Here is a 22,258-nt window from a genome sequence, read left to right as displayed (position 1 = left end):
AGCAAGTGAATTACGCCAAGTTTTCGTTTATTGTTGGAGATAAGCTTGTACATCCCTCAACATCTTTGACTTTTGAATTTGCAAATATTCCATCTCATGTACCTAAAAATATTCTACGAGATTTTTTTGCCTCAAATTTACCTTCGCCAATAACGCATTATCGGCAATATTTACTAGGTCATATTGTGACAGGTGCTCATATTTATTCATCTTATAACCTTACACCAATTCGTGGGCTTGAACTGTTAAGGGAAGGCTTAGGGCAGTTGCTGGATAATTGTGATTTTAGTGTATATGAAGTGAATCATTGTCGAGGTAAGTTAAAAGCCTTCAAGCAACTTACATGTAAGCCATGGTTGCCCCAAAAGTGGTTAGCGAGAATTGAAATAAGAACGGCAGCTTTTAAAGTACTACAAGCTCATATGGATTATCAGTACTTAAGAAGTTTAACTGAGCCTGACGCTATTACACATGCATTTCACGCCATTCAAGAGGACATCAATCAGTACTTTGCTGAAACATCGAATACGCGATTACACAAAGCGACGAATGGCATGCTGGGTAAATTTGAAAGGTTTTTTTCTAAAACAACCAGTAAGACACTTCGGGCAAGGTTTTATAATGCACAAAAGCAGCTCGTTCTCGTAAACCCTATGCAGGTTTATCATGCTCAGCTTGCACAGTTATACAAAGATATGTATCAATCATTTAGGGCTGAGCATAAACTGCCATTAAATGTCGACTTTCTATTTTCTATTGCATGCTACCAACCTTATTTGCTTCCTGTTTTTGTTCAATATGAAGAGACTCAGTGGAGCATTGAGGTACTCAACGGCATTGTGGTGTTATCTAATCATGCTACAAGCGGCATAGTCATTAACAGTTTCTCAGCATTACTGCTGTTAAAGCTAACTTCGACCTTAAATGTTGAACTTGTTGCAGAAGCGGCTGAACTGCGCATCGTCATTAATACATTTAAAAAGTATTGTTCAGACCACGGTGTTCAAGTGAGCAGAATTAGCCAGTTCACGACATTTGCTACGTTTATGTTAGAAAATGACATTTACACGCATGCGGCATTTACACATTTGGATATGACAGGCAAGAAAAGCTCATCGAATTTAAACATTATTGACAAGCGCCGTTTGCTTGCTGACATATATCCTGACATTTGCTCACTAGCAAAATTACAATCGGATGAGCAAAGCCGAGTCATTGATCAACCCTTGTCCTCTCTCAAAGATGAGGAGGCATTGTTTAAATCCATAAAAAAGGCGTTTTCTAACAACCATGTGACGACCGTTAATAACGCAAAGTTATTATTCAGTTCGGTTAATGATGCCTGGGGAATTGAAATTAGCAATGACAGTGAACTACTTGCATTTTCCAAAACTCTGCATCCAATCACACGATATTTACTTGAATTTACATTAAGTGAATGCCAAAGAATTCAAAGTATTGGTAAACCTTTGGCAAAAGCTACTATTACACGATATTTGCGGATATGTAGCCACTTATTTAAGAGTGTAAAAACTCAAGATATGGGAGAGTGGGATGTTGAAGAAGTTGAAGATATGTATGTTGAAATCATTGGAGAATTCACCGATAACGATAAAGAAAGCATTGCGCCTGATTTGTACCGATTTCATTTGAGTGTATTTGAAGATACGCATATTGAGCACTTAGATTGGATATACATTGCAAAAGATACAAGCCTAGCCAGTCAGAAACAGAATAAGTCAACAATCGTAACTGGTTTGGAGTATCAGCGAGCAAGGCAAGAATTAGCTCAAAATGAAGACTTTACTGAAGACGAAAAGATTATCTACCAAGGGATTTTGGTTTTATATACAAAAGCGGGTCTCAGGCGCGCAGAAACCTCTCACTTAGAATTAACGAGCATTGATTTTGAATCGTGGACTGCCTTTATTCATAGTAATGGATTTTTCAAAACCAAATCTAAGAACAGTAATCGCCAATATCATATCGGCTGGCTTTTGACTGAAGATGAAAAAGCCTTACTGAATAAGTTGTTTGCATTATGCACCCCTCATATTGAAATAAAGGAAGGCAGGGCCTTTTTATTTTTGACCAATAATGCATCATCTCAACGCATTCAATTAAATTGGGTATTTAGTAACGTGACTATCGCATTGAGATTTGCGACCGGTATTGCACATGTCAGAGTGCATGATTGTCGACGTACATTTATCAATATGCAGTATTTGCTATTTTCTAATGCCTATACCCATCCTGCGATTAAACAGATTTTACAGACATGGTTTGGCACGGATGACTTAGATGCACTTAAATTAGCAGGCTATGAGGCGATTACTGGTAGAAAGCAGTTCACACTAGATGAAAGAATCACATGCGGCATTGCCATGGCTGCCGGTCATCATCTCGAAACTGAAAGAGATGCTTATGTGATGTGTGCGGATTTGATTGCATATAGTCATGTGGAGCATGATTTAGCAACTCGTATCAAGTGGCCGGTATGGATGAAAGAAGCAGGTTTGTCTAATAAGCAAAACAAGTTGCCCTTAAGCAAAATTATCAATCGAGTCATCAAACAACATGGCAGGTTAAAGCAAAGCGTCAATAAGCCACCAGATAAAGCGGTGTTTTTGCAAAAAAGTCAGTCAAATAAGGTGTTTGACGAACTGTATTGTTTGCACCGAGGGATATGTGAGTTGATGCAAATAAATGACCTGGCTCAAACTCACGAAGTGCAACTGAGTGATAAGATTTTCCTGAGTAACAACAGGTACTGTGAAGTACAATCTGTATATCAGATTGTCACTCAAATAGGCTTTTCTAAGTTAAGTCTCAAAAATCTCGCAGAGTACTCATTTCCATCCCGTCCACAATCATCAAAAAGTATTGTTACTTTCTTCTATAGCGAAACTTTTATCTCGTTACTATTTAAATCGTTTGGATTAAAAACGATTAATAGAATTCCTGAGTTGTTTTCAGGTGTTAGGGTTAATAACAAGCAGGAACTACTCATTCAACCTGCTTGTGTGGCTGCCGTAAAAGGTTGGCTGGATAATTTAGATTTATTTTATACAGTCGAGAGTCTTGTGCAAAAGCACAACAACATTCAAACAGAAGTATCTGTATTTTCGATTGTAAACGACAAATCGAAGCATGATTTGATGCTTAGTTATCTTGTCGTGTTATTGAACATATATAGCGAGGTAAAGCATCATGCATAAATTCGAATTAAATCCATTGGTGATAAAAAATCATCATTGTGTCAAAACTAAATATGGAACCTTAGTCGAAAACGGCATTAAGGAATTAGACGCCATAGTGTTGTGTTTTAAAGAACTTTTACCTGAGGCAATCAACTTTAGAAATGGTAGTAAGCAAAAGATCAATTTGATTACATCCGTTGAACTAGTAGACGGTGAAGTCATTATCAACGGTTATTTTGAGACACTGGAAGATTTGGGAGAGGATGCGAAAGAAAATTTTGAAATCTCTGAATTACTTAATCATTTGCTGCACTCTACACAAAAAGAGATATTTGAGCCGCTTGAAAAAAGAAAGTTCGAATACGTTCAAGCGGGGTTGAAAGATAATGACTTTGGTTCAAGTATCAAAAAAATTATCTCCCAAGTTAATGCTAGTAAAGATGTTTTAGCAGCCGCAGGTGTGCTCGATGTAAAAGGTAAAGAAATTAACTTAGATAAATTTGTCGACTTTGACTATGAGGTTGATCCTGACGGTGAAAAAATCACGTCACACGCATACGTTGATATTATTAGTGTGGATATTATCGAGAAGAACTCATTCACATTTAAGCTGTTAGGAAAAAAAGAAAAGTTTAGTATGTCAGCATCACCAGAGCATATCGTCACAATTGCAGAGTGGATTGCAGATGAAGAAAACAAAGATAAGGAATTTTATGCTGATATAAAGTTCGAGTATCTATTTCATTTAAAGGATACTTTTTGTAAATGCAATCTCATTAGTATGAAGCTAGAGACGAAGAGAGATAGGGGCGTTCAACTAGATGCTTTTGAAAAAGAAAAGCAGGAAGCTATAGAGGCGAAGATAAAAGAAGACATCAGAAAGGCGCTGGGAAAAAAATCAAAGAGTTGAGTAAAAAAATAATATTTGTGTATTTTCGACGAAAAATTAGATTTAAGATATATGAAATTAGCTCAAATCCGACCTAACATACACCTTTTGAAAATGGGTAACTGTCAGATCAAGTCTGAGTTAGTACACATCTCTCGCGTTCCTATCTGACAAGCCAATGCGTCCTCCTTCAAATAACGCTTGCTTGAGTGAATCAATTTGAACTCTTATGATTTTTTATTTCCGTCACGCAACAGAAAGTCAAAATATCTTTAAACTTACGGATCGCATTTAATGAGAAGAACGCCTACCTAATTTACTGAGCTTATTTCGACTTGTACTTATTGTAACTTAGGCATCGATAACATGCCCAAATGAATAATCTGAGTGTCCATTGTCTTAGTCAGAATGTGATTGTTATGTACAGCAATCACAGGTCCATCCGTTTCGATGAGAGATTCTGTGTTAGTTAAAAAATCAACGTAGAACAAAGCTTCTGGGCCATCCTTAAGCAGACAGTAAAGTCCTTTTTCATCGACATATTTGATGTGAGCAAACATGCCCCCGCATGCCCCGTTACTATATAGCGTTTTTACTTTATTATTTCTTACATAAATGCCGGGCTTATCTGTAAATGTCAGCCAGATGTTACTTTTTGCTGCGTAAGCGCTAGCGACGTTGTTTACATAAATATCGATGCCGGATTCATTCAAACCTAACAGGTTCCCCTCTTTAAAGGCAAATAATTGCGTAATATCAGTACCACCAATAATGTGGTCTACAGCATTATCATAGGATTTTATAAGCACATTATCTTCCCACACGTCAACAGAGTGTTCGGTAGCAACAATAATAGCACTTCCACTTATTTTATAATCAAGAATGCTATTTTTGTGTTCATAAAATGATAATTGTAACTGACCAAGATCGTCTCTTGCCAACACATTGCTCACACCAGCATTTTCTTCAACAAAATATATGACTTCATCTTTAATCGAGACAAGGCTTAGCTGGGTTGAAAATGATAACTCAGGTAAGCGTACGTTATTTTGATTGATTATTGAGTAATTGTACTGCTGTCCGGTGATGTACGAGACTAGAATATCCCCTTTATTAGTTGAAAAGTAACCAGTTAAATTTTTATCCCCAAGAGAGTAATAGTTGACCTCTAGGCTTTGAGCAGTGTGAGCAACCAAAAGAGCGTTTTTTTTATCGATATAAGCAATAGTGTGATTGTTTAACCACTGAATGGTTATCGGAACTGTTTCTAAACGAATTTCGCTGAACTCTGTAATGCTATTATTTTCTCCGACAAAAAGGCTGATGCCTCCTTGGTAGGTCAAGGCGAGGAAGGCTAATTTATCAAGCTGTGGTGAAACCCGTATACTGTAGATGTCTCTGACATTATTCGGAGTTGTAAACGATTTGCGCATAGAATGATTAACTAAGTCAACGGTGTATAGATAATTAGCCGAGCCATCACCATCACTGAAAATAAGTTTTTTATCTGATAAATATGCCATGGCGGAACCGCCAACATGATCTTCGCAAGGTATTGTTGTGGAGTCATTCACGTCTGTGAGGTGCTGTACGTAAATCAAACATTTATTATCTAACAGCTTATGCGCTGATAAATAGTTTTCAGTAAACACAAAGTCTTTGACCCAACCTTTGATGCGGTAGCGCTCGACTGTTTTGCCTTCTCTGATAATTGTACTGTAACCATCACTATTGTTACTGTAAGAAACCCCATCTTCATACTGAATGAAGGAAACAAATTCCCCTTTACTGTCGATAGCGACGGTAGAATTGGACACGCTTTGATTGGTGATAGCCTCTGAAATTATGGGCAGGGCAGTTATTTGACCATCGTCATGATCATACAGAATACTTAACAGTCCTATGACGATGACTAAAAACGCGATAACAACTATTGTTTGCTTAGTGTTGAATAGTTGAGATAATTCTATTGAGGGGGGAGATGAGGCGTCCTGTGGTTCATCTTCGATATATCCATCATCTTCTAAAGGCGTGACATTTAAGATATAGCCTTTTTTCGGTTTTACGGTTAATGAAATGTGAGTGATCTCAAGCGCTTCAAAAGCGCGGCGCAATGCCCCAACATTGCGACTTAATGCAGAATCAGAAACGATTGTTTGTTGCCAGACGTGGCGATGAATATCTTCTTTATTGACGAGTTGATTTGATGAGTTGAGCAAATAAAGTAGTAATTCAAACTGTTTTTGCTCCAGTTGAGCATTTTTATTTTTAAAAGCGACCGTATTTAAGGCTTCATCTAACAGCAAACCGCTTTGTAATTGTGTCATTGGTTTTTTACTCATTTTTTATTAACTATTTGATATGTAATAGTTATTTTCTATGTATGTAGGTGCTCAATCCTTGCTCAAAAGTAACTCAAACAAATATTATTAAAATATCGATGTGATATCAATTCTTTATAGGGACTTTAATTGAAACTCTGAAACGTTCAAAAATAAAGAAGAGAGTTAAACACATGAATATAGTCTCATTTGCTGTATTGATAGTCATAACGATTAGTTCAACAATGTTAAGTATGCAGTCCTTATCTACGCCTAATAATCATGCACATGTTAGCGAGGAACAGCAAACTATACATGAAGGCATTTTTTGTCGACCTTTGCCTCGATGTTTTATCAATCCTGATTAATCAAATATTTAATTAGATATAGAACGATAATCGATGATGAACCAGAATCAAGAGTTGTTTAGAAGAAATGCGTTGGCTAAGCAAGCGGCAAAGTTAGACGGTGTAGTGCTTATCGCACGTCCCTTGACTGCGAATGTGTTGTTCATTGTACTGTTTGCGATTATATTGCTTGGAGTGGTTTTTCTTACCCACGCCCAGTTTCATCGGAAAGAAACAGTACAAGGATATATTGAACCTAAAGCTGGGGTTGTTAAAGTACAATCCAATCGTTCAGGAGAGCTTGCAAATTGGTTTGTTGATGAAGGGCAAGCTGTAGTTGCTGGGGAGCCCATCGCCCTTATTAAAACACACAGTACGCTTAAAAATGGTGGTGATGTCAGTGCTAAATTAATCGCACAGCTAGAACAACAAAAACAGTTTGTGTCTTCACGAATCAATGATGCAGAACAATTGTTTACTGAGCGTCATTCATCGCTTAAGGTTTCAGAAAACCGCACCCAATCAGCTATAGCAAAATCAATGTTGCAGGAAAAACTGCTTCAATCTCGCAAAACACTTATCAAGGACAATGTATCTCGGTTAGAGAAGCTTATCAACACCGGTGCTGTGTCAAAGCTATCCTTAGATAATGAGCAACATAAACTCCTTATGATTGAGCAAGATATTGCTAGTCATAATATTGTTCATCAAGAGCTTTTGGAACAACTCAGTAGGCTTGAACTTCAAAAACAAACTTTGCCAAGTGAACATAGACAAGCGATTACAAGACTTCAAGCAGAAAACACATTGCTCGAACAGCAAATTACCCAAATAGTAGCGAATGAGTCAATTCTCATAACTGCGTCAACTTCTGGATATGTTACTAATAAAGTTATTCCAACTGGCTCTTCAGTGTCTGCTGGTCAATCACTTGTTAGTGTTTTACCGAAACGCAGTGAGATGAAAGTCATCTTATTAGTACCTTCGAGAGCCTATGGTTTTATTGAAATTGGGCAATCAACACGAATACGTATTGATGCGTTTCCCTATCAACGTTTTGGAGTGTATGAAGGCGAAGTAGAACAGACAAGTCAATATTTAATTTTACCTGGTGAAGTCAGTATGCCAATCGCAATTGATGAGCCGGTTTATCGAGTAGAAGTGGATATATCGAATCAAAGCATCAGCGCCTATGGTCAATCGGTTCCGTTACAACCGGGCATGACGATAAGCGCCGATATCGTGCTTGAAGAACGCAGTCTTCTAAGCTGGTTATTTGAGCCGATTATTAGCCTGAAAGGGCGTGTTTAAACCTTAAAATCAAACTATGAACGTCTCAAGGTGAGATAATATGAAAGAACTAACTTCGCAACAAATTGACAACATCGATGGTGGTGTTGGTATTCCAGGAGCTATTGTCGGTGCAGTATCGGGTGGGATCACTTATTTGGCGTCGGCTGCTACTTCAGGAAGCGGAAATGTTGGTGGTTTTGCAGTTGCCGTGGCAGGTGGTGCTGTAGGCGGATTTGTATCTGGTGGAGCTGTATCAGTCGCTCGTGCATATGCAACAACAAAAGTTGCTTTTGCTGGTGGTGCAGCGGCAGGCCTCACTCAAGAATAAAAGTTATGCTGTTTTTAGGAGCGCTCATTATTTAGGCTCCTATATTTTCATTTTAAAGGATTTAATGATGGGTAATTTAAATATAAAAATTGAAAAAGCTAGCAATCTTCTTTTCATTCTAGCTGTGTTGTTAATAACTATTGGTTTTATTGTTAATGAACAATTAAGTGAATTTTTATTGATTCGAAGTGGTGTGCTTTGTTCATTTTTGTCCGCGTTTTATGCAATTTATAGTTTTGAGTTTAAAGGAAAATCTTTAAAGGCGATTTGGTCTTTTTTAGCCAGTAAACAGACAGGAACGATAACCACAAAAGAATCAATATGGTTATATCAGCCATTTATTTTTGGAATGATTGGAAGTGTATTAGCACTTTATTCCAATCCATGGATTTAAAAAAATCAGCGCCTATGGTCAATCGGTTCCGTTACAACCGGGTATGACGATAAGCGCCGACATCGTGCTTGAAGAATGCAGTCTTCTGAGCTGGTTATTTGAGCCGATTATTAGCCTGAAAGGGCGTGTTTAAACCTTAAAATCAAACTATAAACGTCTCAAGGAGAGATAATATGAAAGAACTAGAAGTTAATCAACTAGAAAAAGTTAACGGTGGTAGTACTACCGAAGTTATGGTTGGAGCAGGAATGGGCGTCTCAGCTGGTGCAGTAACAGGAGTAATTGGAAAACTTGCATTTGGTGCAGCAATGGCAAATCCAGTTAGTCTCACTGTAGGAGCTCTAGTTGCAATTGGATATGGTCTTTCTCGAATGGGTAGAGATCAAATGAGAATTGAAAATCACCCATCCACTAGAAAATAATCCTATAGGTGTCACCTGAAAGGGGGCGTATATTCTAAAATGGCCAAGATATTAAAAAACAACTTATTTAATATTAATTTATTGTTTCAATTGGTTTATGCAATCTTGTTAGCTTTTAAAGAAGATTTTCATTTCTTTTTGTTGATTTTATTGCAAATTGTAGTTGCAATTGTAATTTCACTCCCTGAAGTTTTAGTAAAAAAAAATGATTTGAAACAAGATTCTAAAAGAAAGGTGCGTAGGCACTGAATAAGAATATTAAAAATCAGCGCCTATGGTCAATCGGCTCCGTTACAACCGGGCATGACCATAAGCGCCGATATCGTGCTTGAAGAAAGCAGTCTTCTGAGCTGGTTATTTGAACCGATTATTAGCCTGAAAGGGCGTGTTTAAACCTTAAAATCAAACTATTAACGTCTCAAGGAGAGATAATATGAAAGAACTGAATGCAAATGAAATTCAAGAAGTGAACGGTGGGGCATTTGTTGCAGCATACTGGGTTGTAAAAGGAGCAGTCCATGCCTACAGGACTTATAAGGTGGTGGAAAAAGTTACAGATGCAGCGGCTGGAATAGCAGCAGGTGAAGCATTATTCGGTGAAAACTAGTAACAATAAATATCCAGTCCGGCTAGTAAATAGCTGGCCTTTATTGGGATTAGGAGTTTTTATGGATGTAAATAGAACATATTGTCCATCTTGCAATGGTGAAATTTTCAAGAATATTAAGAGACAGTTAATTTTTAAAGGAAAAATTGAGTGCCCTCATTGTAAAGCAAGTTTAACGACTAGTATTTCATCTAGCTTATTTTTTGCAATTATAGTTGGCGGACCTGTCTATGCTCTCACTAAATATCTTCTAGGCTTTATTGAGATAAATAATTACCTGGAATCTTTTATTCCGGTTTTTTTGATTTTATTGACTTCACAGTTATTATCGCCATTTAAAAATTTAGTTGAAGTCGAATAACTGGATCCAAATAAGAAGTATTACTGAAGATATGAATATGGCGTATAACAAAAGATGTCCGCGTTTTATGCAATTTATAGTTTTGAGTTTAAAGGAAAATCTTTAAAGGCGATTTGGTCTTTTTTAGCCAGTAAACAGACAGGAACGATAACCACAAAAGAATCAATATGGTTATATCAGCCATTTATTTTTGGAATGATTGGAAGTGTATTAGCACTTTATTCCAATCCATGGATTTAAAAAAATCAGCGCCTATGGTCAATCGGTTCCGTTACAACCGGGTATGACGATAAGCGCCGACATCGTGCTTGAAGAATGCAGTCTTCTGAGCTGGTTATTTGAGCCGATTATTAGCCTGAAAGGGCGTGTTTAAACCTTAAAATCAAACTATGAACGTCTCAAGGAGAGATAATATGAAAGAACTAAATGAAATGCAACTTAACAACGTATCTGGTGGCTTTGGCAACTGTCCAACTGATACTCCAGTTAATGACGATTTGTCGGATTTTTTTCAGTCACAATCTGATGCTTATTATGATGAGCAACAACGAATTGCAAATGAAAGACACCATCAAAATAACAACTAAATATTAAGTGGTCATATAGCATTACCATATGACAAACCTGTCTGTGGTAATGCTTTTTTTACCTTTATTATTCAAATGATAGTTTTGTTCAAGTTAATTAACAAGGAGTTGCCATGCTCTTAATTTCTCAAAAATATTTAAAATCAATGAGTGTATTTACTCATGTACTCTTTATCACATTCATGTGGTCGTTACCCTTTTCAGCAAAATCGGTAGAGGTAAAAACGTCTAATCTTATTCCCATAGAAGCGTTATTTGACGATCCGCAATTCAGCTCTATGTCCCTTTCGCCTGACGGTAAATTGATTGCAGCTAAATACCGCGAAGGCACATCCGATACGCTTGCGATTATGGATGTGGAGCTAACCACAGTGAAGGGGTCAATTAACTTTGGTGAGTACAGACGTATTACTCGTGTAATGTGGCCTCGTAGTGATCGCTTTATTGTCGGGTATCAAAAGTTTGTAGGTTATCTCGATAATCAAAGCTCGGCTGAAGTACTAGTGGCGTATGATGTAGACGGAACAAATGGACGACAACTAACGGTACCGAAACGCAGTTTTTATAGGGTGATTAGCATGCTGCCTGATGAACCCAATAAAATATTAGTGACCAAAACTCACGCCTTTGACTACCTAGATGATGGGCAAACTAAGCTGTTCACCATTAACATCGAAAATGGCAAAGAAGACTACATAGCTGGTGAGCCGCGCGGTGCTCAATCTATTATTGCTGATACCTTTGGTAATCCCCGTTTAGCTACCGCTTATATAGAAAAAGATGATGATGAGCTTGGTAAAGGCATGGTCAAACTTTTTTTAAAGGCAACACCCACTAGCGATTGGAAGAAGGTAGATTTAGACATTTATCAAAAAGGCGCAAGTATTCGCTTACTCGGTTTCAATAATGACAGCACTATTGCGTATATTACAACTAATGTAGAGTTTGGCGGAGATAGTATTTACGCGATTGAGCTTGCTACTCAAAAAAGTTCGTTAATTTTCCGTGAAGATAAGCTAAATTTGTATGGTACTGGACCAATGTTCAATGGCTCAATTGATGTGGCAGGATATATGCCCGATTACGCTCAGTATATAGAGTTGAGTCCTAACAGCGAATATAAGCATGTCGTGGCGACTATCATGTCTACCTTCGGTAAAGGACCGACTGAGACAAATATCAATACTTACTCCTTCTCGCAAGATAATAACCTCGTGCTATTTAGACTGCATTCTGATGTCAATGCAGGGGGTTATTACTTAATGAATCGTGGTTTAGACGGCAGTGATCCCAATATTCGCTTTTTAGCTAATGTCCAGCCAGGTCTAGACGAACAAGATATGGCTGATTTGATCCCGTTTAAGTTTAACGCACGAGATGGCGTAGAGCTCAATGGTTATTACATGCTACCAAAAACCGGTGAAGCTCCTTATCCCATGGTGCAGATTGTGCATGGTGGCCCCCATGGTGTGCGTGATTATTGGGGCTTTAATAGAGAGGCGCAGTTTCTAGCTAATCGCGGCTATGCCGTGGTCATGGTCAATTTCAGAGGGTCAGGTGGCTATGGCGATGAGTTCTTGCGCAGTGGCTATGGTCACTGGGGTAGCAAAATGATTGATGATAAGACGGATGCCACGCTATGGATGGTCGAGCAAGGTTTTGCCGATAAAGACCGCATGTGTATCTATGGAGGGTCATACGGTGGATACGGCACATTGCAAAGTCTTGTGAGAGAGCCAGACTTATATCAATGCGGAATTGGTTATGTTGGTGTGTATGACTTGGTGGAGATGAAAAAATCAGGCGACATCCCCGAACGTGAATCTGGTCGCAAATATCTTGATGCAGCTGTCGGCACCGATGAGGAAATACTTAAACAGTTTTCACCCGCGTACAACGTGGAGAAGATAAAAGCGGATTTATTTATCGCCCATGGTAGTGAAGATGTGCGTGTGCCGATGGAGCAATACGAATCACTATCCAAAAACCTCAAACGCATCGGCAAACCTTATATTTCTATGATTCGTGAAGAGGGGCATGGCTACATGCAAACTAAGAACCGCTTTGATTTTTATCGTCAAATGGAAGCGTTTTTGGCGGAGCATCTTCAACCCGATGTGCAAGTGCATACGAATTTACAATCAAAATCTGTAACACCGTTACCGTTGCAGACAGCTAATGCTGAATGATTGTGAATAGTGCTGTGTTTGTATTCATATAAACACAGCGTTAACTGCCCTTTGGGCGTATTTATTAAATTAACCTTAAAAAGGAAAATATTATGAAAGAACTAAATCTTGAGGAAGTTAAAGAAGTAAATGGAGGTAACCCCTATATTGTTGGTGCTGTTATCGGTTGGGCTGTGAATACAGCATTAGATTCTGCAGCGGAATCTTTAAGTGAAGTTGACTGGGGGAGCTCTATGGGTGACGAGGATACAAATTTAGCACCCTAATACCTCCTAAGAGGGGGCTTTGCCTCCTCTTATTTAACAAATGCTATATGCTCTTGGAAGATCGTTATGATAAACAAGAAAGTTAAAAAAGCGGTTGTTTTAAAATTAAAAATGACAGCTCTATTCCTTTTGTTGCAACTTATATCAGTTGTTTTTTCAAAATTTTTAATATCGCCTTTTATTACTGGGGATGTATACAAAGATATAGAATATTATATTGCTATTATAATTATGTTACCCATTGTTCTGTTTATAAGTAAATGGGGTGAATTTAATTTCCCGAATGGATTTTTTAGGTTTGAAATTGATTTTGGTTTTTTTGGGAAGATTATTGTGGTTGTATTTTTTTACTTTTTGATCTTTTATTGCCTTACGGATTTTCTGAATATCTCAGGTGAAAAACATTCATCTGAAATAATTAATGCATTAAATATAGGTAGTGTGTATGTTAAAGTGTTACTTGTTTTTTCGATATGTTTAGCTGCGCCAATAATAGAGGAAATTTTTTTTAGAGGGTGGCTAATAAGTAAACTCATGATGTTGGATATTGATAAAAATTATATCATTATAACCACTTCAACTCTATTCATGTTTTCTCACATGCAGTACCAAAATATTTTTAGTTATATTTATCTTTTTATAATGGGTTTCGGTCTTGGTTATATAAGGATGAAGAAAGGTAATATTTTATATTGCATTTTGGCTCACTCGTTTTTAAATTTTTTGGCCGTTTTTTCATGGGTTTATTAATTTATCAAGGGCAGAAATTAGGTAAATCAATAGGTAAAGTAAAGTGATCTATCAATCAGAAGCCGCTGAATGCGGCCTAGCCTCCATCGCCATGGTGGCAAATCACTATGGTCATAAGATTGATTTATCGACATTGCGCAGTCGTTATAACATCTCGTTTAAAGGGGCGAACCTGCAACAGTTAATGCAGTTAGCTGCGCAGTTAAACATGGTGGGTCGTGCACTGCGTTTAGAATTGGATGAGCTTAAGAACCTAAAGACGCCCTGTATCTTGCATTGGGACATAAATCATTTTGTGGTGCTTAAGAGAGTCTCGCGCAAGACCATCACAATCCTAGACCCCGCGATGGGTGAACGCGCCATACCGATGAAAGAGGTAGATACTTCTTTTTCGGGGATCGCGTTGGAGTTAACCCCAACGTCAGAATTCAAGAAAAAAGACGAACGAGCCAAACTCAGCATCACGTCATTTTGGACTCGTATTGATGGATTAACGTCATCGTTGGTAAAGCTTTTTGTTTTGTCTATGATATTACAATTTTTGATGTTAGCAGCACCTTACTACACACAGTTGGTAGTGGATAATGTGCTGGTGAGTTTTGACAAACCTCTGTTGGTCGTATTGGCATTGGGATTTGGTCTGGTTATGCTAATCTCGGTCATCACCGATACATTTCGTAGCTGGGTGGTGTTGCATTTATCTTCCACGATGAGCGTACAAATGGCTACCAACCTGATGCGCCACCTCGTGCATTTGCCGATGGAATACTTTGATAAGCGCCATATGGGAGACGTGGTATCGCGTTTTGGCTCCTTAAATAGTATCCGCGACTTGTTTACCAACAAACTTATTGAAGGCGTGATAGATGGATTAATGTCGATAGTCGTGTTGGTCATGATGTTTTTGTACGATGTCCGACTTGCTCTGGTCGTATTGGGCGTGGTGGTGTTGTATGCCCTTATGCGTTTTGCTTTATACCGTCCTGTGCATCAATTGACTGAATCAAGTATCGTGGCAGGTGCAGCTGAACAATCCAACTTCATGGAAACCGTGCGCGGAATGCAAAGTATCAAATTATTTGGTCAACAAACCCAGCGCCTAAATATGTGGCAAAACAAATACACCGAGGCGGTGAATCAAGGATATATATTGGGTAAATGGCACATCTCATACCAAACTATCAATGGGGTGCTGTTTGGGGTAGAAAACATCTTGGTCGTTTATCTTGCTGCTATTGCAGTAATGGAAGGTGGTATTTCGGTAGGGATGCTTTTTGCGTTTATGGCTTACAAGAATCAGTTCACTAATCGCATGTCGGGGTTCATCAGCAACCTTATCGACATTAAGATGACGTCATTGCATTTGGATAGATTAGCGGATATTGCGTTAACTGATAAAGAGAACGAAGGAACGGAACAACCTTTTAGATCCATCAGCGGTGAATTATCTTTATACAATGTTAATTTTCGCTACGCGGACAATGAGCCCTTGCTGTTTGATGAGCTAAGCTTGTCAATCAAGCAGGGTGATAATGTTGCCATAATTGGCGCATCGGGCACCGGTAAATCTACGTTAATGAAACTGATGCTTGGATTAATTTCTCCTCATTCTGGCAAGATTGAAGCGGATGGGATAAATATCAATCACCTTGGATTGCGTCACTATCGACAGCAAGTAGCCTCAGTGATGCAAGACGACCAGTTAATGTCGGGTACGTTGGCTGAAAATATTAGTTTTTTTGACCCCAATATGAATATGAAAATGGTCGCGGAAGCCGCCGTTTTAGCAGGTATTCATGATGACATTAGCCAAATGAACATGGGCTACAACTCATTAGTGGGAGATATGGGTAATGCCTTATCGGGTGGGCAGTCGCAAAGGTTACTTTTGGCTAGAGCACTGTATAGACAGCCCAAGATTCTGTTTTTGGATGAAGCCACGAGTCATTTAGATGTCGAGTTAGAACAATATGTCAGTCAAGCCATTCAGCAGCTTCTGATGACAAGAATAACTATAGCTCATAGGCCTGAGACAATCCGTAGTGCTGATATCATTTATGAATTGCGTGAAAGCAAATTGGTTGATGTGACGCGACAATATAAGAATTTACAATCATAACCTGCTACACCGTTATCGTTGCAGGCAGAGCAATCTGAATAACTGTGAATAGTGCTGTGTGAGTAATTTTGCATACACAGCATTAAGTACCCTTTGGGCGTGACTATTAAAATTAACTTTAAAAAGGAATATGAAATGAAAGAATTTACTTTAGAACAAGTAACCACATGGTTAATGTCGGAACATTGGCTGGTGAAAGTCGAAGAAATCTGAGGAATAACCCTGGTACGCCAACACCGGACGATTTTATGGATGCTACAACAACTCTTGGAATGGCTGGAGCAGCGATGGCGGTTGTACCTGTAGCTGCGATTGCAGGCCTAGCATACTATGTTGGCCTATTTATCAAATGTAAGTTAAGAAACTTGCCGATATTCAAGTTCATATTAACAATAAAACCGCAGAGAATAATTCTGCGCTATAAGTTGTACTAACTCAGACTTGATATGACAGTTACCTATTTTCAAAAGGTGTCTGTTAGGTCAGATTTCAACTAACTGCTTTTCAGTCCAAACTGATTTTCCATCCACCAAGGTGTCCAATGGTGTTCGGCCACAGCAAATTTTTCCTTGATGCGTTCGTTCATTATTGTAATAAACCATCCAGTCGTCCAGACCTTTTTGTAAATTATCCAGCGAGTCGTATAGTTTCTTACGGAATGTTACTTGATAGAACTCATTTAAGATGGTCTTGTGAAAGCGTTCGCAGATCCCATTCGTTTGCGGTGACATGGCTTTGGTATGTTGTAATATCAATGAATGACTAATCCATATCTCGTGTGTGGATGAATAAATGATGATTAAAATCACAGGCACCAATTTTAAGTTAAGGCTAGCCATTTTCATATACATTCGTAATAAAACCACAAAGGCTATAGTTATCACGAAAGCGAGTCATGCCTGAGACTTCATTTAACATTGGCTGTGTGTTGATAGGTGCTGATTGAGTATTTAGGTTACGAAGTTTCATCATGTTTAACCTTCTTTGTGATTCGCGATAAGGGTTTCTAGGGCAGTGCCATCTTGGCGAGTTAAATTAGGCACGTAACGCGAATAGACAGTAAAAAGCATTTGAGTATTTGCATGACCTAATTGCTTGGCAATCCATTCAGGGGCTTCACCAGCTGCCAACCATAAGGTGGCAGCAGTATGACGAGATTGATAGGGCTTGCGAGGTGAAAGTCCCAAGCGTTTTAGTAAAGGGTGCCAAATACGCTTGGTTACATTGCGATGGGCGAGGGCGTCTCCTTTGAGATTACAGAAAACATAATCGGACTTTTGACCGGTTGCACGATATTGTTTGAGTAACGCTTCAAATACCATCTGATTCATTTGAATGTCGCGAATGGAAGAGGATGTTTTCGCGTCTTCTTCCTGATTCCCATCTACAATGGTTTCGCGTACTAAAATAAGCTTGCGCTCAAAGTCCACATATTTCCATTTTAAGCCATCGATTTCACCTGTTCGCATACCTGTAAAAAAGCGCGTGATGTAGTAGCTGTGATAGTCAGGGCGGACTGACCTCAAAATAAGAAACACTTCATCTAAGCTGAAAGGATGAATGTCTGACTTGTTATTTTTTAGCTGCTTGATGTTCAAAAATGGGGTAGGGAATTCAAACCGAATTGATGCCTCATTTATAATGGCGCGTAGTATCGACATGATTTTGTTGATTCGCGCATTACTTAGCTTTCTCTGGCCATTTTTATCCGTGATAGCACCAAGGTTTGCACGAAAGGCTAGAAGATGTTCACGTTTGATTTGATGAATGTTAATTCGATTAAACTCAGGTACAAGATGACCACGAACGATACTGGCGACGTTCTTTCGGTGGGAGGTTCTCCAGGTAATGGCATTTTCCTCCATCCACGTTTTTGTGAAGTCGCGGAAGCTTGGATATTCAGTTAACGTTTCAGCCTCAAACTCTGGCGTGGTGGCAAAAGTGGTTGGCATGTTGAGTTGATCGAACTTTTCAATGTTTTTGGAGTTAGGGAAGTGTGCTCGGAGATCAAACTTGCCTTGAATGATATCTGCATTTACCTCATCAAGCTTTTGCTTAACTAACGCGCGATTATTGCGAGAATCTTTGATACCTAAAGACTCTCTGAACCGAACACTGCGAATAGTAAATTCTATAAATAGAATGTTATTGGACTTTCTTGATGTAAGTTTAGCTAACATATCAATTACTCCTGAGGCATTTGAAGAGCAACGTCAGTTCTGCCACACATTGTTTTTTCAACAGCTTCCCAAATAAACAAGTATTTACGCGTTCCAAACGCACGAATGTAGTGCTCCCCTTCAATAAGATATTTATCTAAAAGGTCGACACGGATGGTGCGTGGGTGGTAATGTATGCGCTGAGCAAGTTGCTCAGTAGTTAGATATGTATTACTCATGTAAGTTATCTCCAGTGATAATAATTCGATTTAAATGATAAAAAATATTATCATGTGATTAAATATATTATCACAATGTAATGTTTGCAAGTCGCTATCCAAAAATAAATTACAAGTGATTGAAAATGCTAAGGTTTAAATTAAAAGAATTAATTGCGAAGAAGGAGTTTGCTGAAGATAGGCAGATTACTTTGAAGGAGATCGCAGCAGAAACTGGAATAAACCGAATGACATTATCGAAAATCGTAAATCACAAAGGCTACAGCACGGTCACAGATAACATTGATAAGCTATGTAATTATTTTGATTGTAATGTTGAAGACTTAGTCGAAAGAGTCAAGTAGTCTTCCTTCTCACAGGGCGTATCTTTTGTTCTGGGTTTAACTCCGATTTAAAATAATTCCTTTGTTGCTCATGTGAAATTACCCTATCAAAATACTCAGATGTATTTAAGCTGGCCTGTTGAGTTACTGAAGTGCCAAGACCTGCTAATCGTGCAAACCTGATGCTCAACAAGTTATATTAGATAGGCACTTTAGACAAAGATCGGACAATCAGATTCGGTCGATTTTGTACAAATCAAATGGCTGTCATTACTTAGAATTCTCATTAATAACGGAGAACTTGCCTTTTAAAAGGCTTCAAACTTAATCTAAGCTATTTATATGGATGATAGTTTTTGAATATCTACCTTCTAAATAAGGCTGATTTTACGATGATGTCTAAGTAAATACTGTTATGTGTTCGGCAGATTCAGAGATATGCAATGAATTTAGAAAGCCAGTGTGAAAAAATCGGCGTTGATTTAAAAGAGATCGAACTTGATTATTCGGCTAGGCCTGAAGATGCGACATTAGAATATTTTAAGAAGCAAGGGTTTGTTGGAAGCTCAAACGAAGGGATTACGGTACAGACTGTATTGAAGGCTTTGATGCTTGATAAATTGGCAGAAGTTAATACATTTCAAGACCGTAGCGATGCGTGTTGTAGATATCTTGAGGCTCAGTTTACTACACACAAAGATATTTCAAGAGAGATCATTTCTACCATTAAAGACGTATCACCAAAAAGCTTCAAGAAAAATATTAGGGAGATATTGTCTCAATCATTTATAAGCAGCGAATACCCCGAGCTATCGGAGGAGGTGTGTATTGCCTTATTTGAAGCAATAGATGTAGAGGTATTTATCTCTTTGGCAGAACGATTCTCGGAAGACTCATATAACTATCGATCAGGGTGGCCAGACTTAACACTCGTACGCGGAAAAGAGGTGCGTTTTGTTGAAGTAAAAACACATAACAAACAGCTCAAGCCGACCTCCACTACGTTGCTCGTTTTGTGCTTTTTCGCTACGCTCGTACAAAACAATCAACTCCGTTCCGGCAGCTTAGCTGGGCGTTAGGTGTAATGGGAAAATTCATGGAACGAGTAGAATCCAAAAATCTCGAAAAAGCTATTATCAAGCTCCGAAGTACTGAATTTCAAATTATCGATCTTGAGAACGCTGTTTTCTCAGCAGATAATGGCAACATGTTCCCTTTAGACCTCCTTGCAATCGCTGCGATGAAAAGAACTAGCGGTAACATGGAAGGCTTCATTACATTAATTGAAGCGAAAAATATGGCAGCGGCTAGGTCATTACTTAGAATCCAAATTGATACGTTTTTGCGATTTTCTGCGAGTTGGCTTGTAGAAAAGCCTCACGATTTTGCTTCTGATGTAATTGGTGGCAAACAAATCAGAAACTTGAAGGACAGAAACGGGAAAAAGATGAATGATGGATATTTAGTCGATGTTCTGAGTCCCGAATACCCATGGTTAAAAGACGTGTATAAAAATTTATGTGGCTATGTTCATTTTTCTGGTTCTCATTTGTCAAATGCTGTTCAGAGTTTTAATGACAATGAAAGAACGGTGACATTTCATATTGGAAAAGAAGATATTAAGTATCCTGAATGGTCTTGGACAGAGGCGGTGGACTGCTTTACTAGTGCGGTCAACATATTGTTTTATTACATTGATGGCTGGATTCAAACTAAGAATGGCGTAGATAAAGCTAACAATCAAATTCATCCGACGCCAAAAAACGGCGAAACTGATTAGGACGTTATGTGGCCTAAAATAACTGGAGTAAAACTTTGATTTTTGTTTCCCACAACCATAAAGACAAAGCGGTGGTAGGACAGGTAGCTCTGAGGCTAAGGGATACTTTTGGCCAAGACAAGGTATTCTATGACTCATGGTCGATGCAGCCCGGCGACGGAATTATCGATAAAATGAATGAAGGCCTTGAAAGCTGCGAACTGTTTCTTTTCTTTGTGTCGAAAAATAGCCTTCAAAGCAATATGGTAAAGCTCGAGTGGCAGAACGCACTCATGAAAGCCACTCAAGGTCAAACCAAGATAATACCTGTCAAGCTTGATGACTGCCTGATGCCACCCATCTTAATGCAAAGCATCTACATTGACTTGTTTGGGCAAGGACTGGAAGTTGCGCTGCGACAGATTGTGGACGTGGTTTCAGGAAATAATACATTTGCACCTGGACCCCAGCAGTTCTCTAACCTTCGGGCATATACACACATGGAAGGTGGAACGCGAATAGTGGAGTGCCACGCAGAACACTATATGGAAGCTATCTCGCATTACCTGTTTTTGGTGGAAAACGCTGAGAATGAAGTGCAGTTCCAATACAGGTCTGGCTCTATGTGCAATACGGGTTTCAATAACAATATCAAGTTGAATAATGGAGTCAATATCAATGCTCAATTGATGGCCGTGGATAAGGGCACTGTTCCTGGCTTCCCGTTCATTGTGGAGATGGCCGCTGATGAAGGTGTTGAGATCAAATTCAGAGGCGTCATGCATGAAAAGAAGCAAGGGTACTGGGAGCCCATTCCAGTGATAGATGGTAAAAAGGGGACTTAACAAGGCCAGGCGGTCCGCTCCCTGCGGTCGCCGGACGCGTTTACAGCGCGCCTGCAGCTGGCGGAGTTATGCAAACAATTCCTCAAAAGTCCGATCTTGCAAAGTAGATAGTTGGCGCTCAGAAATCCTGGAGTAAGTAAATTCCAACCGCGTTAACGCTCGGGTCATGAACAATGTGGAGGCAAAACCTCATGTTCATGATGACCGTGACGAATTTTTCTTGGTACTGAAAGCCACGTTGGAAATTGATGTAGAAAACGAAACTTTTGCTTGGGTAAATGCGAATCATTCATTGTGCCAGTAGGTGAAAAGCACCGAGCAAGAGTAAACGGACGTGCAGAATTGATCAGCATAATATTAAACAACGCATAAAAAGCCCATGTAGTAAGGCTGGTTTTCCGCTGGGCTCCAAACCATTTGAATAGGCGGGCGTTATACATGCAGCTTGAACGGCAATCAAAAATTGCTCAGTGTCTGCAAACCGTAGGAAGTTATCTTTCAATCATTCATATGTAAATTTCACGATCGGAAGTAGATCGCTGAAGGCATTGTAATCATTGACCTGTAGCAGGGTAGTGGTGCAGATCCGGCACATATTTGGCACACATTCGACACACCTGAAAAAAATAACGCAAGCGATACTCGCAAAATCGGCCGATTTTCGAACTGGGTAAAAACGTAAGTAATTGATTTGAAAGGATGGTGGACGCTACTGGGCTTGAACCAGTGACCCTCGCCTTGTAAGGGCGATGCTCTCCCAACTGAGCTAAGCGTCCTAACTTACTAATATCTAAACAAAAAAGAGTGGTGGACGCTACTGGGCTTGAACCAGTGACCCTCGCCTTGTAAGGGCGATGCTC

General features: G+C 39.0%; 22 protein-coding genes, 1 tRNA gene and 1 pseudogene. 18 read left to right on the top strand and 6 right to left on the bottom strand.

The annotated features are described in order from the left end of the window. The first annotated feature begins 5 nt into the window (after positions 1-5). Positions 6-3,218, top strand: a complete 3,213-nt coding sequence (locus tag NLF92_RS11500) for a site-specific integrase (RefSeq protein ID WP_254102081.1) — start codon at positions 6-8, stop codon at positions 3,216-3,218. Next, positions 3,211-4,110 (top strand): hypothetical protein, encoded by a 900-nt coding sequence (locus tag NLF92_RS11495; RefSeq protein WP_254102079.1) that lies wholly within the window; start codon positions 3,211-3,213, stop codon positions 4,108-4,110. The genes NLF92_RS11500 and NLF92_RS11495 overlap by 8 nt, the downstream gene beginning before the upstream one ends. Positions 4,111-4,430: 320 nt before the next feature. Here NLF92_RS11495 and NLF92_RS11490 read toward each other — a convergent pair whose 3' ends face one another. Next, positions 4,431-6,416: a winged helix-turn-helix domain-containing protein gene (locus NLF92_RS11490; RefSeq protein ID WP_254102077.1), complete on the bottom strand. Its 1,986-nt coding sequence runs from the start codon at positions 6,414-6,416 to the stop codon at positions 4,431-4,433. A 395-nt stretch (positions 6,417-6,811) separates the two neighbouring features. On the opposite strand from NLF92_RS11490, the gene NLF92_RS11485 reads away from it, so the two are divergent. From NLF92_RS11485 to NLF92_RS14290, 11 genes are all read left to right on the top strand, one after another. Beyond that, positions 6,812-8,068: an HlyD family secretion protein gene (locus NLF92_RS11485; RefSeq protein ID WP_254102072.1), complete on the top strand. Its 1,257-nt coding sequence runs from the start codon at positions 6,812-6,814 to the stop codon at positions 8,066-8,068. 40 nt (positions 8,069-8,108) lie between these two features. Next, complete coding sequence (locus NLF92_RS11480) at positions 8,109-8,378, top strand: hypothetical protein (protein WP_254102070.1); 270 nt, start codon at positions 8,109-8,111, stop codon at positions 8,376-8,378. A 67-nt stretch (positions 8,379-8,445) separates the two neighbouring features. Then, positions 8,446-8,772, top strand: a complete 327-nt coding sequence (locus tag NLF92_RS11475) for a hypothetical protein (RefSeq protein ID WP_254102068.1) — start codon at positions 8,446-8,448, stop codon at positions 8,770-8,772. Between the two features lie 173 nt (positions 8,773-8,945). Next, positions 8,946-9,194, top strand: coding sequence for a hypothetical protein (locus NLF92_RS11470; RefSeq protein ID WP_254102067.1), 249 nt, complete (start codon positions 8,946-8,948; stop codon positions 9,192-9,194). Between the two features lie 433 nt (positions 9,195-9,627). Next, the gene (locus NLF92_RS11465) at positions 9,628-9,801 is read left to right on the top strand and encodes a hypothetical protein (protein ID WP_254102065.1); all 174 of its coding nucleotides are present in this window, start codon (positions 9,628-9,630) and stop codon (positions 9,799-9,801) included. 61 nt (positions 9,802-9,862) lie between these two features. Continuing rightward, the gene (locus NLF92_RS11460; protein ID WP_254102063.1) at positions 9,863-10,162 is read left to right on the top strand and encodes a hypothetical protein; all 300 of its coding nucleotides are present in this window, start codon (positions 9,863-9,865) and stop codon (positions 10,160-10,162) included. Between the two features lie 413 nt (positions 10,163-10,575). Next, complete coding sequence (locus NLF92_RS11455) at positions 10,576-10,749, top strand: hypothetical protein (RefSeq protein ID WP_254102061.1); 174 nt, start codon at positions 10,576-10,578, stop codon at positions 10,747-10,749. 113 nt (positions 10,750-10,862) lie between these two features. After that, positions 10,863-12,938, top strand: a complete 2,076-nt coding sequence (locus NLF92_RS11450) for an alpha/beta hydrolase family protein (protein ID WP_254102059.1) — start codon at positions 10,863-10,865, stop codon at positions 12,936-12,938. 92 nt (positions 12,939-13,030) lie between these two features. Further along, positions 13,031-13,204: a hypothetical protein gene (locus NLF92_RS11445; protein ID WP_254102057.1), complete on the top strand. Its 174-nt coding sequence runs from the start codon at positions 13,031-13,033 to the stop codon at positions 13,202-13,204. A 66-nt stretch (positions 13,205-13,270) separates the two neighbouring features. Then, positions 13,271-13,954 carry a CPBP family intramembrane glutamic endopeptidase gene (locus NLF92_RS11440; protein WP_254102055.1) on the top strand — a complete coding sequence of 228 codons (684 nt, stop codon included), beginning with the start codon at positions 13,271-13,273 and terminating at the stop codon, positions 13,952-13,954. Positions 13,955-13,997: 43 nt separating this feature from the next. Continuing rightward, positions 13,998-16,073, top strand: coding sequence for a peptidase domain-containing ABC transporter (locus tag NLF92_RS14290; protein ID WP_254102053.1), 2,076 nt, complete (start codon positions 13,998-14,000; stop codon positions 16,071-16,073). A gap of 482 nt (positions 16,074-16,555) precedes the next feature. On the opposite strand, the pseudogene NLF92_RS11430 reads toward NLF92_RS14290, so the two are convergent. The 4 genes and pseudogenes from NLF92_RS11430 to NLF92_RS11415 all read right to left on the bottom strand — a co-directional run. Beyond that, positions 16,556-16,813 (bottom strand): annotated as a pseudogene (locus NLF92_RS11430) (integrase core domain-containing protein); the annotation flags it as partial. A gap of 91 nt (positions 16,814-16,904) precedes the next feature. Then, positions 16,905-17,045, bottom strand: a complete 141-nt coding sequence (locus NLF92_RS11425) for a hypothetical protein (protein WP_254102052.1) — start codon at positions 17,043-17,045, stop codon at positions 16,905-16,907. Between the two features lie 2 nt (positions 17,046-17,047). Then, positions 17,048-18,253 carry a site-specific integrase gene (locus NLF92_RS11420; protein WP_254102050.1) on the bottom strand — a complete coding sequence of 402 codons (1,206 nt, stop codon included), beginning with the start codon at positions 18,251-18,253 and terminating at the stop codon, positions 17,048-17,050. 5 nt (positions 18,254-18,258) lie between these two features. Further along, positions 18,259-18,471, bottom strand: a complete 213-nt coding sequence (locus NLF92_RS11415; protein ID WP_254102048.1) for a hypothetical protein — start codon at positions 18,469-18,471, stop codon at positions 18,259-18,261. Positions 18,472-18,596: 125 nt separating this feature from the next. On the opposite strand from NLF92_RS11415, the gene NLF92_RS11410 reads away from it, so the two are divergent. From NLF92_RS11410 to NLF92_RS11390, 5 genes are all read left to right on the top strand, one after another. After that, positions 18,597-18,815, top strand: coding sequence for a helix-turn-helix domain-containing protein (locus NLF92_RS11410; RefSeq protein ID WP_254102046.1), 219 nt, complete (start codon positions 18,597-18,599; stop codon positions 18,813-18,815). 422 nt (positions 18,816-19,237) lie between these two features. Then, the gene (locus NLF92_RS11405; RefSeq protein WP_254102044.1) at positions 19,238-19,873 is read left to right on the top strand and encodes a VRR-NUC domain-containing protein; all 636 of its coding nucleotides are present in this window, start codon (positions 19,238-19,240) and stop codon (positions 19,871-19,873) included. A gap of 17 nt (positions 19,874-19,890) precedes the next feature. Beyond that, entirely contained in the window at positions 19,891-20,574 is a 684-nt protein-coding gene (locus NLF92_RS11400; protein WP_254102043.1) for a hypothetical protein, read from the top strand. Between the two features lie 35 nt (positions 20,575-20,609). Then, positions 20,610-21,398, top strand: coding sequence for a toll/interleukin-1 receptor domain-containing protein (locus NLF92_RS11395; RefSeq protein WP_254102041.1), 789 nt, complete (start codon positions 20,610-20,612; stop codon positions 21,396-21,398). A gap of 166 nt (positions 21,399-21,564) precedes the next feature. Beyond that, positions 21,565-21,702: a cupin domain-containing protein gene (locus NLF92_RS11390; RefSeq protein WP_254102039.1), complete on the top strand. Its 138-nt coding sequence runs from the start codon at positions 21,565-21,567 to the stop codon at positions 21,700-21,702. 396 nt (positions 21,703-22,098) lie between these two features. On the opposite strand, the gene NLF92_RS11385 is transcribed toward NLF92_RS11390, so the two are convergent. Further along, positions 22,099-22,174, bottom strand: a tRNA-Val gene (locus NLF92_RS11385). Between the last annotated feature and the right edge of the window lie 84 nt (positions 22,175-22,258).

This window comes from Opacimonas viscosa (assembly GCF_024199005.1).
Classification (GTDB): Bacteria; Pseudomonadota; Gammaproteobacteria; order Enterobacterales; family Alteromonadaceae; genus Opacimonas; species Opacimonas viscosa.
Note: the sequence above shows the minus strand (reverse complement) of the source record. Positions and strands in the feature narration are given on the sequence as shown.

Bases quoted from the DNA above. Each gene is read 5' to 3' on its own strand.
- NLF92_RS11455 (WP_254102061.1), top strand. From the start codon at position 10,576: ATGAAAGAACTAAATGAAATGCAACTTAACAACGTATCTGGTGGCTTT.
- NLF92_RS11405 (WP_254102044.1), top strand. From the start codon at position 19,238: ATGAATTTAGAAAGCCAGTGTGAAAAAATCGGCGTTGATTTAAAAGAG.
- NLF92_RS11470 (WP_254102067.1), top strand. From the start codon at position 8,946: ATGAAAGAACTAGAAGTTAATCAACTAGAAAAAGTTAACGGTGGTAGT.
- NLF92_RS11485 (WP_254102072.1), top strand. From the start codon at position 6,812: ATGATGAACCAGAATCAAGAGTTGTTTAGAAGAAATGCGTTGGCTAAG.
- NLF92_RS11450 (WP_254102059.1), top strand. From the start codon at position 10,863: ATGCTCTTAATTTCTCAAAAATATTTAAAATCAATGAGTGTATTTACT.
- NLF92_RS11420 (WP_254102050.1), bottom strand. From the start codon at position 18,253: ATGTTAGCTAAACTTACATCAAGAAAGTCCAATAACATTCTATTTATA.
- NLF92_RS11400 (WP_254102043.1), top strand. From the start codon at position 19,891: ATGGAACGAGTAGAATCCAAAAATCTCGAAAAAGCTATTATCAAGCTC.
- NLF92_RS11440 (WP_254102055.1), top strand. From the start codon at position 13,271: ATGATAAACAAGAAAGTTAAAAAAGCGGTTGTTTTAAAATTAAAAATG.
- NLF92_RS11460 (WP_254102063.1), top strand. From the start codon at position 9,863: ATGGATGTAAATAGAACATATTGTCCATCTTGCAATGGTGAAATTTTC.
- NLF92_RS11465 (WP_254102065.1), top strand. From the start codon at position 9,628: ATGAAAGAACTGAATGCAAATGAAATTCAAGAAGTGAACGGTGGGGCA.
- NLF92_RS11495 (WP_254102079.1), top strand. From the start codon at position 3,211: ATGCATAAATTCGAATTAAATCCATTGGTGATAAAAAATCATCATTGT.
- NLF92_RS11410 (WP_254102046.1), top strand. From the start codon at position 18,597: ATGCTAAGGTTTAAATTAAAAGAATTAATTGCGAAGAAGGAGTTTGCT.
- NLF92_RS11490 (WP_254102077.1), bottom strand. From the start codon at position 6,416: ATGACACAATTACAAAGCGGTTTGCTGTTAGATGAAGCCTTAAATACG.
- NLF92_RS11445 (WP_254102057.1), top strand. From the start codon at position 13,031: ATGAAAGAACTAAATCTTGAGGAAGTTAAAGAAGTAAATGGAGGTAAC.
- NLF92_RS11425 (WP_254102052.1), bottom strand. From the start codon at position 17,045: ATGATGAAACTTCGTAACCTAAATACTCAATCAGCACCTATCAACACA.
- NLF92_RS11390 (WP_254102039.1), top strand. From the start codon at position 21,565: ATGAACAATGTGGAGGCAAAACCTCATGTTCATGATGACCGTGACGAA.
- NLF92_RS11475 (WP_254102068.1), top strand. From the start codon at position 8,446: ATGGGTAATTTAAATATAAAAATTGAAAAAGCTAGCAATCTTCTTTTC.
- NLF92_RS11480 (WP_254102070.1), top strand. From the start codon at position 8,109: ATGAAAGAACTAACTTCGCAACAAATTGACAACATCGATGGTGGTGTT.
- NLF92_RS11415 (WP_254102048.1), bottom strand. From the start codon at position 18,471: ATGAGTAATACATATCTAACTACTGAGCAACTTGCTCAGCGCATACAT.